Annotated in this window: 13 protein-coding genes; 4 read left to right on the top strand and 9 right to left on the bottom strand. The window is 59.6% G+C overall.

Going from position 1 to position 15,817, the window contains the following annotated elements:
- The first annotated feature begins 65 nt into the window (after nt 1-65).
- Nucleotides 66-749, top strand: coding sequence for a leucyl/phenylalanyl-tRNA--protein transferase (gene aat, locus ACZ46D_RS00850; protein WP_464928149.1), 684 nt, complete (start codon nt 66-68; stop codon nt 747-749).
- Nucleotides 750-1,046: 297 nt separating this feature from the next.
- Here the strand turns inward: aat and ACZ46D_RS00845 are convergent, their stop codons facing one another.
- The 9 genes from ACZ46D_RS00845 to rsxC all read right to left on the bottom strand — a co-directional run bounded on the left by ACZ46D_RS00845 (nt 1,047) and on the right by rsxC (nt 9,931).
- Nucleotides 1,047-1,913, bottom strand: coding sequence for a glutamate--tRNA ligase family protein (locus ACZ46D_RS00845; RefSeq protein WP_464928148.1), 867 nt, complete (start codon nt 1,911-1,913; stop codon nt 1,047-1,049).
- A 164-nt stretch (nt 1,914-2,077) separates the two neighbouring features.
- On the bottom strand, nt 2,078-2,896 hold the full coding sequence (locus ACZ46D_RS00840; protein ID WP_464928147.1) for a DUF3786 domain-containing protein: 819 nt from the start codon (nt 2,894-2,896) through the stop codon (nt 2,078-2,080).
- A 72-nt stretch (nt 2,897-2,968) separates the two neighbouring features.
- Nucleotides 2,969-4,024, bottom strand: a complete 1,056-nt coding sequence (locus ACZ46D_RS00835; RefSeq protein ID WP_464928146.1) for an FAD:protein FMN transferase — start codon at nt 4,022-4,024, stop codon at nt 2,969-2,971.
- A 74-nt stretch (nt 4,025-4,098) separates the two neighbouring features.
- Nucleotides 4,099-4,971 carry an RnfABCDGE type electron transport complex subunit B gene (gene rnfB, locus ACZ46D_RS00830; protein WP_464928145.1) on the bottom strand — a complete coding sequence of 291 codons (873 nt, stop codon included), beginning with the start codon at nt 4,969-4,971 and terminating at the stop codon, nt 4,099-4,101.
- A gap of 86 nt (nt 4,972-5,057) precedes the next feature.
- A complete protein-coding gene (locus ACZ46D_RS00825) occupies nt 5,058-6,005 on the bottom strand; it encodes an electron transport complex protein RnfA (protein ID WP_464928144.1) in 948 nt (315 codons plus the stop codon).
- Between the two features lie 3 nt (nt 6,006-6,008).
- The gene (rsxE, locus tag ACZ46D_RS00820) at nt 6,009-6,623 is read right to left on the bottom strand and encodes an electron transport complex subunit RsxE (RefSeq protein WP_464928143.1); all 615 of its coding nucleotides are present in this window, start codon (nt 6,621-6,623) and stop codon (nt 6,009-6,011) included.
- 12 nt (nt 6,624-6,635) lie between these two features.
- The gene (locus ACZ46D_RS00815; RefSeq protein WP_464928142.1) at nt 6,636-7,532 is read right to left on the bottom strand and encodes an FMN-binding protein; all 897 of its coding nucleotides are present in this window, start codon (nt 7,530-7,532) and stop codon (nt 6,636-6,638) included.
- Nucleotides 7,529-8,536 (bottom strand): RnfABCDGE type electron transport complex subunit D, encoded by a 1,008-nt coding sequence (locus tag ACZ46D_RS00810; protein ID WP_464929241.1) that lies wholly within the window; start codon nt 8,534-8,536, stop codon nt 7,529-7,531. The genes ACZ46D_RS00815 and ACZ46D_RS00810 overlap by 4 nt, the downstream gene beginning before the upstream one ends.
- A 75-nt stretch (nt 8,537-8,611) precedes the next feature.
- On the bottom strand, nt 8,612-9,931 hold the full coding sequence (gene rsxC / locus ACZ46D_RS00805) for an electron transport complex subunit RsxC (protein WP_464928141.1): 1,320 nt from the start codon (nt 9,929-9,931) through the stop codon (nt 8,612-8,614).
- 491 nt (nt 9,932-10,422) lie between these two features.
- Between rsxC and ACZ46D_RS00800 the strand changes: the two genes are divergently transcribed.
- The 3 genes from ACZ46D_RS00800 to ACZ46D_RS00790 are packed head-to-tail and all read left to right on the top strand — an operon-like array spanning nt 10,423 to nt 15,513.
- Nucleotides 10,423-11,565, top strand: a complete 1,143-nt coding sequence (locus ACZ46D_RS00800; RefSeq protein ID WP_464928140.1) for a class II glutamine amidotransferase domain-containing protein — start codon at nt 10,423-10,425, stop codon at nt 11,563-11,565.
- Nucleotides 11,523-13,163: a glutamate synthase-related protein gene (locus ACZ46D_RS00795; protein WP_464928139.1), complete on the top strand. Its 1,641-nt coding sequence runs from the start codon at nt 11,523-11,525 to the stop codon at nt 13,161-13,163. Before ACZ46D_RS00800 ends, ACZ46D_RS00795 begins: the two co-directional genes overlap by 43 nt.
- A 13-nt stretch (nt 13,164-13,176) precedes the next feature.
- Nucleotides 13,177-15,513, top strand: a complete 2,337-nt coding sequence (locus ACZ46D_RS00790) for an FAD-dependent oxidoreductase (protein ID WP_464928138.1) — start codon at nt 13,177-13,179, stop codon at nt 15,511-15,513.
- Nucleotides 15,514-15,817: the final 304 nt, after the last annotated feature.

Here is a 15,817-nt window from a genome sequence, read left to right as displayed (position 1 = left end):
TAGCCTGCTGGGGGCTTCTGCCTTTTCATGCTTCATTTTTCTCTTTTCGCTGCCAAACCATCCCCATGCCTGTTTTCCAACTGAGCGACAGCCTGCTTTTTCCGCCTCCGGCCCTGGCCAGGGAAGACGGCCTGCTGGCGGTGGGCGGCGACCTCTCGGTGCCGCGGTTGCTGCTGGCCTACCAGCACGGCATCTTCCCCTGGTACTCACCCGGCGAGCCAATCCTCTGGTGGTCGCCGGACCCGCGCCTGGTTCTGTTTCCCGAAGAATTCCATCTGGCAAAACGGTTGGCCCGCACCATCCGGCAACAGGTCTTTAGCATCACCTTTGATACGGCTTTTGCCCAGGTGATCCGAGCCTGCGGCCAAACCCGCCGCAAGGAAGGCCAAGGCACCTGGCTGGACGAGGATATGATCGGGGCCTACTGTGCGCTGCACGACCAGGGCTATGCCCATTCGGTGGAATGCTGGCAGGGCGAGGAACTGGTCGGCGGTCTGTACGGGGTGGCGCTGGGCGCGGTGTTTTTCGGGGAGTCCATGTTCAGCCTGGTGTCCGACAGCTCCAAGGTCGCCCTGGCCGGACTGGTTGAGCGCCTGAAAGGTTGGGATTTTGAGTTGATCGATTGCCAGGTCGGCACCGGGCATCTGCAACGGCTGGGGGCCAGGGAGATTCCCGGGGCGGAGTTTTCCTCCCGGTTGGCGGAGGCGGTGGCCAAGCCGAACCGGCTGGGCCCATGGAGTAATCCTTGAAAAAGATGGGGAGAATCTTGCCGTAGTTCCCTTTTTCTTCTTTTGCGTGCCCAAAAGAAGAAACAAGAAAAAGACGCGGCAGGACAAATGGGGGAAAATCCCATTGGCACGCAGCCGAGCACCGGAGAGGCTGCCGAAAAATGGCTTTGCACTGTTTGAGGCGAAAGCCGAGTTTGCAAAGCCACGGCAGCATCGAGGAGCACAGGGCATCCCGCCTTCGGCGGGACAAGAGACACCGGGGGCCCTTTCTTTGGTTCGTTTCTTTGGGCAAGCAAAGAAATGAACATACTAATTTTATCAGGGGATTCCACAAAATCTGAAAAGCAGATCCTCCAGGGTGGCAATCCCGTCCGGCTCAATCCCCACCTGCCTTGCCACGGTCTGATACACCTCCCTCCGCGAACACCCCCTCTCACGCAAGGCGGCCAGGGACAAGGCACCGTCCGACTTGGAGAGCTTCCGCCCATCTTCACCCAGCACCAGGGGATGGTGCCGAAAAACCCCTGCCGCAAAAAAATTGTCCCCGTGCAACCCGGCGAGAAAAAGTTGGGCCGCAGTGGAAGCCAAAAGATCCTGGCCGCGGACAATGAGCGTGATCCGGTCATCCAGATCATCGACCAGGCTGACCAACTGATAGGCCGGCAAATCCTCCTTCCGCCAAAGAACAAAATCTCCCATCGCTTTACAGAGTGGGACCTCCTGCCCATCCACCCGAAAGACGCTGCCCTCCGGAACCCGCACCCGAATCGCCTCCCTGGCCCCTGGCTCGGCGAAACGCTTCCGGCAGAATCCAGGATAAACCCCATCCGGCGCAAGGCTTCTGACCATCCTGCGCGAGCAACTACAGGGATAGAGATGCCCGAGGCGACGAAGCTCGGCCAGGAATTCACGATACCGCTCCAGCCTCAGCTGCTGGGAGAATCGCCGCTGGAAATCATCCACCCCCGACGGCCCTTCATCCCAGGTGATCCCGAGCCAATCGAGCTGCAGGAAGATGTCCTCAAGATATTCTGGCTTGGTACGGAGGCAATCGGCATCATCGATGCGCAGCCGCAGCGTGCCGCCTGCCTTGCGCACCATCAGCCAGGTAAGGATAAAATTGACCGCATTCCCGAGATGAAGGCGGCCACTGGGAGAGGGGGCCAGGCGGGAACGGATTATCATCTTCACTCTCCGGGCCGAAAGAGGGTTAAAATGAACTGATCACAGCCCCCCCCGCAGTAAGCGGCCACAGGGTGCCGCAGATGCAAGGAAGAGGCCTGCGAAGTGTGCTAGTGCACATGAGCAGGCCGATGACACGGCAGATGCGTTGCCCGGTGGCCGCTTACCTAAAAAAGCTTGCCGTCCCGGCTGTGCCTTAGGATGAGCTGGCGAAACATCTCGATGATGCCGCGAGCAAGCAGGTTGATGGATTGGGCGTTGATATTCTCCCCGGCCGAGCGGTCGAGGAGGATGTTCAATTGCGAGGCAAAGCCCTCTTCCGGCTCCCAGTAGTTGATCAGGAAAGGCACCTTGGGCAGGGGCAGGATCAGGAGGGAATGGTCCGCGCCGCCGGACAGGGAGACAGACTTTGCCCCAAAGAGATGGAGCATTTCAAAAATCAGGTCGCGGTGGGCGTCGGCCAGCTGGCGCAAGGGTTCTTCGCAGCGGTGGCTGAAATACTGGCTCCATTCGGCAGCGCCGGGCAAGGTGGCATAGGGCACCCACTCGCCTTGGGGCTCTTTGCCCTGACAAAGCAGGCAATAGTGCAGCAGGGGAACATATATCCAGTGGTTGAGATGGCAGTCGGAAAGCATTTCTCCCGACGGAGTGATGAGAAAATCCTTGCCCAGGCAGTTGATGGCCAGATTCCCTTCCACCAGCCGCGCCCCAAGCCGTGGCGCAAGAGAAGAAAAATCAAGCTCCGCAACCTCCCTCTGTAACTGCTGGATGGCCTGCTGATGGTCATCTTCCAGGGAGCGCCGCCGGACAATCCTGTGGCTCAACTGCTTGGCTGCCGCAGGCTCCAGATAGGGGCAAGCGGTCAGTTTTTTCTGCCCCTGCAGCACTGCGGCGGCAAAGGCCATGCACGAGGGAACCCCGCACTGGCCGCAGTTCGTTTTCGCCAGGGCCGCGTAAATTTCCAGGGGATTTTTTATTTCGGACATGGCTCACATTCTCCCACAAAAAAAAGAGGCCCGCAGGCCTCTTTTTCACCTGCAATCTGCCGTCTCAAACAATCAGACGAACTGGTTCCAGCCTGCGGATTTCTTGAAACTGCCATCCTGGGCAACGACAAAACATGCGCAGCCGGGCTGGCTGTCGGCAAAACGGACCCCTTCCGCCGGCGGCATGACCATGATCCCGGTGGCCAGACCATCGGCATCCATGACCGAATGCGCCTTAACCGTGACACTGGTTGCCAGCCTGGGCGAATGGCCGGTCTGGGGGGTGACAATGTGGTGGAACATCTTCTCCCGGTCGTAAAATATCTCGTAGCTGCCGGAGGTGGAGATGGCGCCGGTGGCCATGGCCAGCACCTCGGGGTAGGCTTTCTGCTTGGCCGGATCCTGAATGGCCACGGTCCATGGTTTGCCCTTGGCTGCGGTACCGCTGGTGCGGATGTCGCCGCTGCAATTGATGAGATGGTTGGTAATCCCTTTGGCCGCAAGCAACGCGGAGACCCTATCCACAATATAACCGGGGGCGATGCCATCCAGGGTGATGCCCATGCCCTGCCGAGCAAAGGAGATATCGCCGGCGGTAAACCGGATCTGCTCGGAACCCACCCGGGGCAGAAGCGCGGTGATCTCGGCCTCTGAGGGGGTCACCCCGACAGCAAAACGATCCTTGAAAAGATCCACCAGGGGCTTGACCGTGATGTCGAAGGCACCGTTGGTCTGCTTATAGAGGTAGAGGGAGCGGGCCACAACCTCAAGCACCTCGGGCGGCGCCTTGCGCAGGGTGCCGGTGCTGTTGAGCTGGGAAACCGGGGTGGAGGAATCGTGGCGGCTCAGGAGCTTGCCCAACCGGTCGATCTCTTCCCAGGCAAGACCAATAGCGTTTTCTGCCTCATCCTTGGAGGGATGGATGGCGGTGATGGCCAGAAAAGAACCCATGGTCAGCCGGGTCGAGGAGACCTTGTATTCCTTGGGGCCGAAAAAAACCGCCTCCGCCTGGGAGGTGGGCAACAGGGCCGCACCTGCCGCCCCGAGGCCGAGCAGGCCGGAAAGCTTCAGAAAGGATCTTCTCTGCGGATTACAAATCGTCTGCACCATGGTCGATTTCGCCTTCATTTCTTCCCTCTCTTTACGCGATAAAAAAGGATTCGAGGACACATACTCCCCCTGTGCCTTTCATTTTTCACTATTTAAGATGCCATCTTCAGGCCTTCCGCCTGACGGGCAATGGCTACTCTTCCCTCATATTTCCGCATGATGTTGCGGGGGCATTTTTCCACGCAGATCTCCTGACATTCAGGACCGTAGGCAATGCATTTCGGATGGTCGATCTTGATCAGGCCGTCCACGTAGGCAATGGCTTCCGCCGGGCATTTCTTCACGCACATCTGGCAGGAGATGCAGCCCACTTCGCAGACCTTGCGGACATTCTTGCCCAGATCCTTGGTGCTGCAGGGCACATGCACCCTGGCCTTGAGGCTCATCAGTTCGATGACCTTTTTAGGACAGGCCCGGACGCAGGTGCCGCAGGCCACGCACTTGTCTGGGTTCACCACCGGGAAGCCGTCCACCATGGCAATGGCGTCAAAGGGGCAGCTCGCGGCACATTCGCCAAGACCGATGCAGGCATAGTTGCAGGCCGATGGCCCGCCAAAGCCGAGGTTGGCTGCGGTGCAGGAGGCAAAACCGATGTACTCGTGCTTGTGGCTGACCCTGCCTTCCTTGCGGGAGCAGCGGACCAGGGCGATCATATCCTCCACCTCAGTCATCTTCTTCCCGGTGAGCTGGGCCACCCGCTCGGCCACCTTTTCCTTGCCGGGAAAGCAAAGATTGGGCGGCACTTCGGGGTTGGTGACCACCGCGATGGCATAGCCCTCGCAGCCCGGATAGCCGCAGCCGCCGCACTGGGCGCCAGCCAGGGACTCCAACACCTCTTCGATCAAGGGGTTGGCCTCCACGGCAAAGCGATGCGCCGCCAGGGCCAGGCCGATGCCAAAGAAAAGGCCGATGCAGCCCAGGAGGGCGATGCCGCCCAGGGCGAGTTTTACTAATGCTGGATCCATTTCCACACCTATCCCACGTAAACCGCAGAAAATTATTCTAAATCACTAAGCCGTTACAGCAAAACCAAGTTCTTTCCTTACGGCTTCTAAAAAAGAGTCAGCCCGGAGAATCCCAGAAACGCCAAGGCAAACTGTCCGGCGACGATAAAGGCGATGGGCACGCCCTTGAAGGTCCGCGGAATATTGGCAAGCTCCATCCTCTCCCGTACCGAACTCATCAGATACAGGGCCAGGAGAAAGCCGCCGCCTGCCCCCAGGGCAAGCATGAAGGACTCCCAAAAATTGTATTCGTTGTCGGCGAGAATCAGCGGCACCGCGATGATCACGCAGTTGGCGATGACCAGCACCAGATACACGCCAAAGGCGTTGAACAGCGCCGGGTTCACCTTGCGCAACACCGTGTCCACCGCCTGCACGGTAAGAGAAACCAGGCCGATAAAAACCACAATCTGCAAAAAGTTCAGGCCATAGGGCTTGAGGATGAACTGGTAAAAAAACCAGCTCATGATGGCGCTGACCACCATGACCATGGTGAAGGTGAGCCCCATCCCCTTGGCCGTGTCCTTGCGCTTGGAGGTGCCGAAAAAGACGCAGAGCCCCAGATACTTGGTGAAGACAAAGTTGTTGATCAACAGGGCGCTGATGAGAATGGAAAACAGATAGCCGAGGTAGGGCTTCATCACCTTAAAGGTAGCCGCGGCCCCGCTTTCGGCAAGGCGGCTGACGGAGACCACGTGGGGCAGCTTGGAATTGAGCGGCTCCCTGAAGGTCAGGGTGACTGTTTTCTGGTCATCGGCCAGGACCACGCTTTCCAGCTCCAGCTTGATGTCCGGATCCTGCTCCTCGTAGACCCGGTAGTTGGCCGGATCCTCGGCCTTTGCCCGGTCCACGGCAGCACCGAAGGTGACGACGATCTCGTTTGCTGCCTTGCCGAAGGACTTACCGGCAATCAGCTCCTGGGCCTGGGCCAGAACAGGCAGGGCCAGGACGAGAACGAGGAAAAGCAGTATCCTTTTAATAGTGTAAGTATGCATGGTTCAGGCCCGTTTGGCTCGCTTGTAGACGATCTCGATATAGTTGAAAAAGGCCATCATCAGGCCGACGCAGAAGAACCCGGCCAGAGGCAGCACGAAAAAGAGCATCGGCTTAAAGCCCAGCACGTCATAGCCCAGAAGGGTGCCCATGCCCAGCAGCTCCCGGACAAAACCCAAGGCCATCATCCCCAACATGAAGCCAAGCCCCATGCCGATGCCGTCCCAGAACGAGGCGTTGACGCTCTCCTTGGAGGCGAACATCTCCAAACGCATGGTGATGATGGCAAAGGCCACGATGAGCTTGATGAAGATGCCCATCTTGGCGTAGGCCTCGGGCAGATACGCAGCCAGGACCATGTCGATCACCGTTACCCAGGTGGCAATGGTCAGGGTGTAGGTCGGGATCCGGATCCGGGGATGGATGACGTTCTTGAACAGGGCAATGGTACAGCTTGAACAGACCTGAACAAAGAGCACGGCGATCCCCAGCATGAAGCCGTTCATCACCGTGGTGCTGATCCCCACCGCCGGGCACATGGAAAGCACCAGCCGGAAGATGGGGTTCTCGTTCAGTATCCCGTTGACCACCAGTTGCAGGTTTGTTTTGTCAGTCGCCACTGTCACATTCTCCTAAAAAGGCGTCGCGATATGCTGTTCGACCAGAACCCGGTCCAAAATCGCCAAGCGGTAAGCGAATTTCTTCACCATCGCCTTGACCCCGTTGGTCACCGAGCGGCTGGAGATGGTGGCGCCGGTGAGAGCGTAGATATCGTTATCCTGGTATTGCTCCTGGATGCGCGCCACCTCTTCCGGACCGAGACCGAACTTGTCCGCCTCCAAGGCCTGGAGATACTCCTCCGGCAGAGGCGTTTTCACGACCTCCAGCTTTTTGACCGTTTCCAGGGGCTTGCCCTTGAACTGCTTCTTGAAATAGTTCTGGACGATTTCGCCCCCCAGACCAGGGTCTTCCTCATGCTCCATGATCTCAAGACCAAGGATGGTGAAATTCTGATCCAGAGCCAACATCGCACCGATAAAGGTCTTGAAGCCGGGAAACCTGCCGGGCAGCAGATAGGCCGTTCTTTTTCCGCCAGTGGTGACCACGATGGTCTGGTCGGCATAACGAAGGGTCTTGCCTGCGCCGATGGCAGCCTCAATCGCCGGGGTGCGCTCGCCCGCCTCTCCTGCCTTTTCCGCGGCAAGCGCCACCGGGGTCTGGGCCACAAACCCGCCCGCCAGGTCGATGGTCACAAAGGAGAAGGAGCCGTCCCGCAGGGGCAGGAGATAGCCCATGGCCAAATCCTCGCCTTCGCCGACGAGGTAGCGATACACCTCATGCATGGCCACGGTTTCCGGGGCCGGGTTCTTTGCCGAATAGCCCAGGAGGCTGAGCATAACCTTCTGCTCATGCACATGGGCGTTATGCTTTTTCGCCTTGTTGGTGGCGATGAAGGCAGCGCCCATGACCAGCCCGGCCAGCAGGCAGGCAACGGTCAACCGAAAAATGATGGTGAGAATATCCTTCATTTCGCACCTCCCTGGAGAGGCGCAAAGCGCTTGGGCTTAAAAAATCCGTCCAGCACCGGGCTCACCGGATTCATGAGCAGGATGGCGTAGCAGATTCCCTCGGGGTAGCCGCCTTTGAGCCGGATGAGCACGGTGAGCGCGCCCACGCCCACGCCGTAAATAAGCTGGGAGGTCTTGTTGGTGGGACAGGTAACGTAGTCATTGGCCATAAAAAAGGCGCCGAGCAAAGCGCCGCCGGAAAGCACAGCCAGCAGCGGATCGCCGCTAAACAGGCTCTCGCCGCCAAAACCCCAGGAAAGCAGAGCGATGGTGCCAAGCACCGTAACCGGGATATGCCAGGTAATGTAGCCGCGATAGAGCAGATAAAGCCCGCCCAGCACGATGAGCAACCCCGAGGTCTCACCGATGGAACCGGGCCGCCAGCCGAGGAAAAAATTGGTGTAGAGATTGGCTCCCACGCCGAACTGCTCACTGAATGCGCCAAGCCCCTGAGTCTTGAGCACTGCCAGCGGGGTGGCAGTGGCAATGGCGTCGATGGGGGTGCCCAGATAGGAAAAGATCGCCAGGTCGGAAAGCGGCGGCAGCCAGGCCGAGGTCATGGCCACCGGAAAGGTGGCCAAAAGAAAGGCCCGGGCCAGCAGGGCTGGATTGAAGATGTTGTAGCCGATCCCACCCAGCAGATGCTTGCCGATGGCAATGGCCATGACCGCGCCCAGCACCGGGAGCAACGACGACACCCCCGGGGGGATGACAAAGGCGATGAGCATGCCGGTGATCACCGCGCTGCCGTCGGAAATGGTGATCCGGCGGCCCAAGGCCTTCTGGGTTGCGGCCTCCACCGCCACGCAGCTCAGGACGCTGACTGCGGTGATGAGCAACGTTTGGATGCCGAAGATAAAAACGGAAAGAACCAGGGGCGGCACCAGGCAGGCCACCACGGTCCACATGATTTTCTCGACCGACTCGCCGCTCTTCACATGGGGGGAGACGGAAACCTTCCACAGATGTGAAGTAACGGAGGACTGGTTCTCGGAAGCGTGCTCGTTAATGACTTTTCTCCTTGATGACGTTCTAAAAAATCAACGCTTGGCCTTCATCTTGGCCAGCCGGACAAACTGGACCAAGGGCCGTTTGGCCGGACAGACATAGGCGCAGCAACCGCATTCAAAGCACTCGAACACCCCGAACTGCCCGGTATCCTGCGGACGACCCGCCTCCACATAGAGACCGATCTCCTTGGGCTCTAACCCCATGGGACATGCCTCCAGGCACCAACCGCAACGGATGCACTGGGAGTGGGGGGTGGTGTCGATCTCTTCCTCGGCAAGAAACAGCACCGAGGAGGTGGTTTTGGTCACCGGGATGTCCAGGCTGGAAACGGCAAAACCCATCATCGGCCCGCCCATGACGACCTTGGCCAGCTCAGGCGTTACCCCGCCCAGGTACTCGACAATGTCGCTGACCTTGGTGCCCACCTTGACCAGCAGATTGGCCGGCCGCGTGATCCCCTTGCCGGAGATGGTCATGACCTTTTCGTACAGGGGTTTGGACAGCACCACCGCATCGTAAATCGCCCGGGCGGTGCTCACATTGTGAACCACCACGCCCACAGCCGAAGGCAGGGCAAAGCCGGGAACCTTCCGCCCGGTAATGGCTTGGATGAGCTGTTTTTCCGACCCTTGCGGATACTTGACCTCCAAGGGCTGAACAACAACGGTGTATTCCGGGGTGGAGGCAGCGGCCGCCGCCTCGGTCATGATCGTGATGGCGTCGGGCTTGTTGCTCTCGATGCCGATGAAGCATTTCTTGATCCCGAGAATCTTGAGGATCACCAAGGCGCCCTCGACAATCTCCTTGGCATTTTCCAGCATCTGGCGATGGTCCGCCGTGATGTAGGGCTCGCATTCGGCGCCGTTTAAAATCAGGGTATCCACCGGGTTGTCCGGGGGCGGGTTGAGCTTGACGTGGGAGGGAAAGCCTGCGCCGCCGATGCCGATGATTCCGGCGCCATGCACCTTGGCCAGCAATTCTTCCTTGGCGAGCGCCCGCCAGTCGCAGCGGGCATACTCTACGGCCGCAGCCTCGTGGTCGGTCTGGATGGTAATGGAGGGCGCGCTGACCCGCATGGGGTGGCCGGACATGCCGAAACCCTTAATGGTCCCGGAAACAGGGGCGTGCAACGGCACTCCCAGCCCCTTGGTCACCTCACCGATGACCTGGCCCTCCCGGACCACATCCTTGACGGAAATCGTGGGAGTGCAGGGAGCGCCGATATGCTGGCCCAGGATGATCTCCAGTTCGTCAGGAACCGGCATCACCTCGATGGCCAGGCCGGAGGTCAGATTTTTTGCTGCCGGCGGATGCACCCCGCCTTTTGGGAAGGTCAATAACGATGTCATGTTCCCTGCTTGAAAATGAATTCGCGCCCCAAACAATGGTCCCGCGCAACTTAATGAAATAAAAGAACTTTTATCAAAAAAACACCAACGGAAACGGTCAACAATGCTCCCCTTTGGGAGGATTCCTGATATTCGGTTTATCTTCTTTTGTCAAGGGGAAATGGACCTTTTTCCCTTGTCGCGCGCAGGCCGGATATCCTGCGCGCAAATCATCCCGGCAAAACACAGCCAGCGCAAAAAACAACCTCCCGGCACAGAAAAGTTTCCTGGCCCCAGGCCTGCGCAAGGCCCGGTTTCCCCCCTTGACAATCCATTTATTGTGGTGTAATGCAGTGAGTCGCTAAATTCGCCTTGTACGGTTGAAATTTCTCGCTATAATCATTAGTTTTAACCCTGATCCACAGGCGCATATTATTTTCAATAAGCACAAGGACGCTGGCTGTGCCTTGGCTTATGACGAAGCCAATTTATAGCACCAAAAGGAGTGACACATGTGTCGGTTAGCCATGAAAACCGCAAGTGAGCCTTTCTCTCCCTTCTCGGTTCTGCAGGCCATGGAAGCCATGCAGGAAGGGTATGACGGCAGCGGCCTCGGCCTGTTGCTGAGGGGGCTCAAGTTCGCGGATTACAAATACAATGCCCAGGACCCGATCCTCTCGGGCATCGCCCACACCGAAGGCGCGCTCACCCGTCTCGACCATATTATGGATAAGGCAGGATTCACCCTCAAGTACGATCACGAATTTGAGGTGAAAAAAACCATGATCGAGGCCCAGGACCGGCACAAGTATGTCCTCCGGGTATACAAGAATCCCGCGGCCTGGAGCAAGCTCACCGCCCAGCAGGTCGAACATGAGCTGATGCTGACCCGCTTGGCCCTGCGCGCCGACGGCGAGGCCCACAACAACGACCTCACCGCCTTTTCCCTGTGGCCCGACGTGGCCATGATCAAGGAAGTGGGCTGGCCCCTGGATATCGGCCTCGCGCTGGGCCTCGATTCCGGCCGGATCACCAGCCGGATCTGCATGGCCCAGGGCCGGCAGAACACCAACTACGGCATCAACCTCTATGCCTGCCACCCCTTCTTCATCCAGGGCGTGGCCACCATGACCAACGGCGAGAACACCGCCTTTATCCCCATCAAAGACTGGCTCACCGGCCGGGCCTTTCCCGGCTACATCGGCTACCAGTCCGATTCCGAGGTCTTCGCCCATATCCTCCACTATGTAACCAAGCAGCTCATGCTGCCGCTGGAAGCATACAAGCATGTGATCACCCCGCTCAAAAACGAAGAGCTGGCCGTGCATCCCCAGGGCGATTTTCTTCGCGGGTTGCGGGATGCCTGCCGCCGTCTGATCATCGACGGCCCCAACGCGGTGATCGGCACCCTGCCCGATGAAACCTCCATGCTGGTCATGGATGCCAAGAAGATGCGCCCCGCCACCGTGGGCGGCAAGCCCGGCGAGTGGGCCATTGCCTCTGAGATGTGCGGGGTTGACGCCATGATCCCCGACCGGGATCGCTCCAAGGATTTCCAGCCCATGCGGGAACACACCGTTATTATTCCTCCAGACAGACAGGAGTTGCAGATATGGTCTCAGTTCGATCAATTGCCAATACCCCAAGCAGCCTAACCCCCAACGATCTGCCTTGGATCATTGAGCACCGCGAAGACCGCTGCACCCTGTGCGGCCAGTGCGCCGCGGTCTGTCCGGTGAACACCCTGAAGCTGGCCTACATGCGCAAGCGCATGCCCCATCTGGTGCTTTCCGCCACGGAACGGGGCAGCTCGTACAAGACCTTTGTCGGCATCCGCCAGTCCACCGAGATCGGCAAACGCTGCATCGGCTGCGGCACCTGCGCCATGGTCTGCCCCAACGAGGCGATCCATCCGGTGCAAAACGGCGAGCGCGACCGCTTCCGTTTCCTTAACACCCAACAGGGCGAACCGGCCAAACGCGGCGGCCGCCGCAATGCGCCGGGCGCGAGCCTGCTTGACCGGATCATCTTCGACCGAATCTCCATGCTCACCGATCCGGCTCTCGATGCAGGCCGCCATGAGTTTTCCTGCAACACCTTGCTCGGCCGGGTACTGCCGCCGGAAGAATATGTCCGGCGCAAGCTGGCCGGGGAATGGATTCCGCCGGTGCGGGAGATCTTCCCCTTTGTCATCGGCTCCATGTCCTTTGGCGCCCTCTCGCCCAACATGTGGCTGGGTCTTTTGCAGGGCGTGGCCTATTGCAACGAGGTTCTGGGTATTCCCGTGGTCATGGCCACCGGCGAGGGCGGCTGCCCGCCCTGGGTTCTGCGCAGCCCGTTTCTCAAATACATCATCCTCCAGATCGCGTCCGGCTATTTCGGCTGGGATGAGATCATCCGGGCCATCCCCGAGATGCAGTGCGATCCGGCGGCCATCGAGATCAAGTACGGCCAGGGCGCCAAGCCCGGCGACGGCGGCCTGCTGATGTGGTTCAAGGTCAGTAAGCTCATCGCCCGGCTGCGCGGCGTACCCGAGGGCGTGGATCTGCCCTCGCCGCCCGTGCACCAGACCCTCTACTCCATTGAGGAGTCGGTGATGAAGATGATCCAGACCATGTCCATGGCCTGGAACTTCCGGGTGCCGGTCTATCCGAAGATTTCCGGCTCCACCTCGGCCAAATCGGTCTTGAACAACCTGGTGCGCAACCCCTATGCCGGGGCCTTAATGATCGACGGCATCGACGGCGGCACGGGTGCGGCCTACAACATCAGCATGGACGCCACCGGCCATCCCATTGCCGCCAATGTCCGCGAGTGCTACCTCGACCTCTGCGCCCAGGGCAAGCAGAATGAAATCCCCATCTTCGCCGCAGGCGGGGTGGGCAAGAACGGCAATGTCACCCAAAACGGCATGGCCCTGATCATGTTGGGCGCAAGCGGTGTCCACATGGGCAAGTTCATCATGCAATCGGCGGCAGGGTGTCTCGGCACCGAAAGCAATCGCTGCAACGTCTGCAACATCGGCCTGTGCCCCAAGGGCATCACCAGCCAGAACCCTAAGCTCTACCGCCGTCTCGACCCGGATCAGGTCGCCCAACGCGTGGTGGAGACCTTCATGTCCATCCGCACCGAGATGAAGAAGATCATGGCGCCCCTGGGCCGCTCCCAGAGCCTGCCCATCGGCATGTCCGACGCCCTGGGCATCGATGACAAGGATGTAGCCGAACGTTTAAATATCAGATACGTCTGTTAAGAAGGAGCACGCTGTGAGCAAAGCAATTGTCGTAAAAGGGCTTGATACCAATGGCCAGCGGATCAGCTCCAAGAATTTTGAAGAACTGGTCCAGAAGGCCTTTGCCAAATCCAACCGCTTGAAGCTGGAAACCTACGGCCAGCACAATGTGGGCGGTCGGTTGAAAAACGGCGGCAAGAAGGTGGAGATCGAGGTCAGCGGCCCCTGTGGCCAGCGCTTGGGCTGCATGGGCATGCCCGGCACCACCATTGTCTGCGACGGGCCTGCCTCCGATGACGTGGGCTACCTCAACATCGGCGCGGAGATCACCGTCAAGGGCGACGCCACCAACGGGGTCTGCAACGCCATGGCCGAAGGCAAGGTCTATATCGGCGGCTCCATCGGGGCGCGCGGCCTGACCATGACCAAATGGAACCCCGAACACCAGCGCCCGGAGCTGTGGGTGTTGGGCTCGGTGGGCGACACCTTTGCCGAGTTCAACTGCGGCGGCATCGGCATCATCTGCGGCATCGAGGCCAAGAACCCCAAGAACATCCTGGGCTACCGCCCCTGCGTCGGCATGGTCGGCGGCTGGCTCTTCTATCGGGGCAAAAACGATGGCTCCTACGACAAGAAGAGCGTCATGGCGGTGCTGCCGGACGACGCTCAGTGGGCCTGGCTCATGGAGCGGATGCCCGTCTATCTCAAAAAGATCGGCCGCACCCGGCTGCTCAAAAAGCTCTCCGTCCGCAAGGAATGGATGATGCTGGTTTCCATCCCGCCCCAGGACCGGGCCCTGATGTTTTCCGGCCCCATGCCCATGGCCGAGTTCAAGCAAAAGATCTGGAATCCGGGCTTTGGCGGCGGCGATCCCATCCGCGATCTGGCCCCAGGCCTGGACCGCAGCCCCATCGGCATGATCGAGACCGGAGACTTGCGGCGGCGGCAGCCCTTCTGGGCCAACCGCGACAAGGCCGCGCCCTGCGCCTACTACTGCCCGGTGCACATTCCCACCATCGACCGCTTGCGGCTGATCCGCGAAGGCAAAGGGGATGAGGCTTACAAGATGCTGCTCGATTACACCCCCCTGCCAGCCTCGGTTTGCGGTTATGTCTGCCCGAACCTCTGCATGCAGAACTGTTCCCGGCAACTGGTGGACGAAAAAATCGACGTGCAGATGCTGGGCCGCGCAGCCCGCGACGCCAAGCCGCCCAAACCCGCCAAGTCGCTGGGCAAGAAGGTCGCCATCATCGGCGGCGGCCCGGCCGGCATGAACGCGGCCTGGCAACTGGCCAAGGCTGGGGTTGAGGCGCACATCTTCGAGCGCGACCAGCAGTTGGGCGGCAAACTAGGCCAGGTCATCCCCTGGGAGCGACTGCCCAAGGCCATCTGGGACGCGGAGATTGCGCGTTTCCTCTCCATGCCCAATATCAAGGCCAACTTCGGTGTGGCCATGACCAAGGACAAGTTTGCCGAGCTGAAGAAAAAATACGACCATGTCATCGTGGCCGTGGGCACCCATCAGCCGCGCACCATTCCCTTCCCCGGCCATGAACGGGTCGTTCCCGCCCTGGACTTCCTGAAGAGCGCAAAAAGCGCCAAGCCGATGAAGGTCGGCAAACAGGTGGTGATCATCGGCGCGGGCAACGTGGGCTGCGATGTGGCCTGCGAGGCGTACCGGTTGGGAGCCCAGCAGGTTACTTTGGTGGATATCCAGAAGCCCCTGGCATTCGGCAAGGAAAAAGCGGCAGCCGAGGCATTGGGCGCCACCTTCCAATGGCCGGTGCAGACTAAAGAGGTCACCGCCGAAGGGCTCATCGATGCGGCAGGCCAGCTCATCCCGGCCCAGACCGTGATCATCTCCATCGGCGATGTCCCGGCCCTGAAGTTCCTCCCGGACACCGTTGAGGTTATCACCGTGGGCGGCGCAGGCTGGATCAAATGCAATGCCGCAGGCCTTACCAGCGACCCGAAGATCTCGGCCATCGGCGATGTGGAGCGGCCGGGTCTGGCCACCAACGCCCTGGGCGCGGGCAAGAAAACAGCGGAAGCCATTGTGGCCGGATTCAAAGGCGAGGAGTGGAAGGACTTCGGCCAGCAGCTCATCCCCCACGCCAGCCTGACCGCAGCCCATTACAACCCGGAGCCCTGCCCCGGTTCCTCCGAGGCGGCAGAGGCGGAACGCTGCATGAGCTGCGGCACCTGCCGCGACTGCCACCTCTGCGAGACCATCTGCCCCACCCAGGCCATCTCCAGGCAAAAGCTGGATGGCAAAAACTACCAGTATGTCTCGGACCCGGACAAGTGCATAGCCTGCGGTTTCTGCAGCGACACCTGTCCCTGCGGCATCTGGGTGATGCGGCCCTTTTAAGTTCCTTCCCACTGCACTGCAATACAAAAGCCCTGGCTGAAAAGCCGGGGCTTTTTTTTGTTTTAAGGATAGGGCCACCCATTCATCCGGCCAGCGCTATTTGTCACCTTCAGCATTGAACACCGCCCTTCGACAGGTTCAGGACGAACGACAAAACTATTTTACTATCCGTTCGTCCTGAACCTGTCGAGGGGCAGTCACTTTTGCCGCATCCTCAACTGAAACAAAAAAAGGGGAGGCCCCGATAACCGGGAACCTCCCCTACTTACTTTTCAGATACGGTACTGCTACTGCTGCTTACGGC

The organism is Thiovibrio sp. Mzg5 (assembly GCF_055379285.1).
The sequence above is the reverse complement of the archived record's forward strand: the minus strand, read 5'-3'. Positions and strand labels throughout refer to the sequence as shown.

Bases quoted from the DNA above. Each gene is read 5' to 3' on its own strand.
- ACZ46D_RS00840 (WP_464928147.1), bottom strand. From the start codon at position 2,896: ATGTCCGAAATAAAAAATCCCCTGGAAATTTACGCGGCCCTGGCGAAA.
- ACZ46D_RS00845 (WP_464928148.1), bottom strand. From the start codon at position 1,913: ATGATAATCCGTTCCCGCCTGGCCCCCTCTCCCAGTGGCCGCCTTCAT.
- ACZ46D_RS00825 (WP_464928144.1), bottom strand. From the start codon at position 6,005: ATGCATACTTACACTATTAAAAGGATACTGCTTTTCCTCGTTCTCGTC.
- ACZ46D_RS00800 (WP_464928140.1), top strand. From the start codon at position 10,423: ATGTGTCGGTTAGCCATGAAAACCGCAAGTGAGCCTTTCTCTCCCTTC.
- rsxC (WP_464928141.1), bottom strand. From the start codon at position 9,931: ATGACATCGTTATTGACCTTCCCAAAAGGCGGGGTGCATCCGCCGGCA.
- ACZ46D_RS00795 (WP_464928139.1), top strand. From the start codon at position 11,523: ATGGTCTCAGTTCGATCAATTGCCAATACCCCAAGCAGCCTAACCCCC.
- aat (WP_464928149.1), top strand. From the start codon at position 66: ATGCCTGTTTTCCAACTGAGCGACAGCCTGCTTTTTCCGCCTCCGGCC.
- rnfB (WP_464928145.1), bottom strand. From the start codon at position 4,971: ATGGATCCAGCATTAGTAAAACTCGCCCTGGGCGGCATCGCCCTCCTG.
- ACZ46D_RS00815 (WP_464928142.1), bottom strand. From the start codon at position 7,532: ATGAAGGATATTCTCACCATCATTTTTCGGTTGACCGTTGCCTGCCTG.
- ACZ46D_RS00835 (WP_464928146.1), bottom strand. From the start codon at position 4,024: ATGAAGGCGAAATCGACCATGGTGCAGACGATTTGTAATCCGCAGAGA.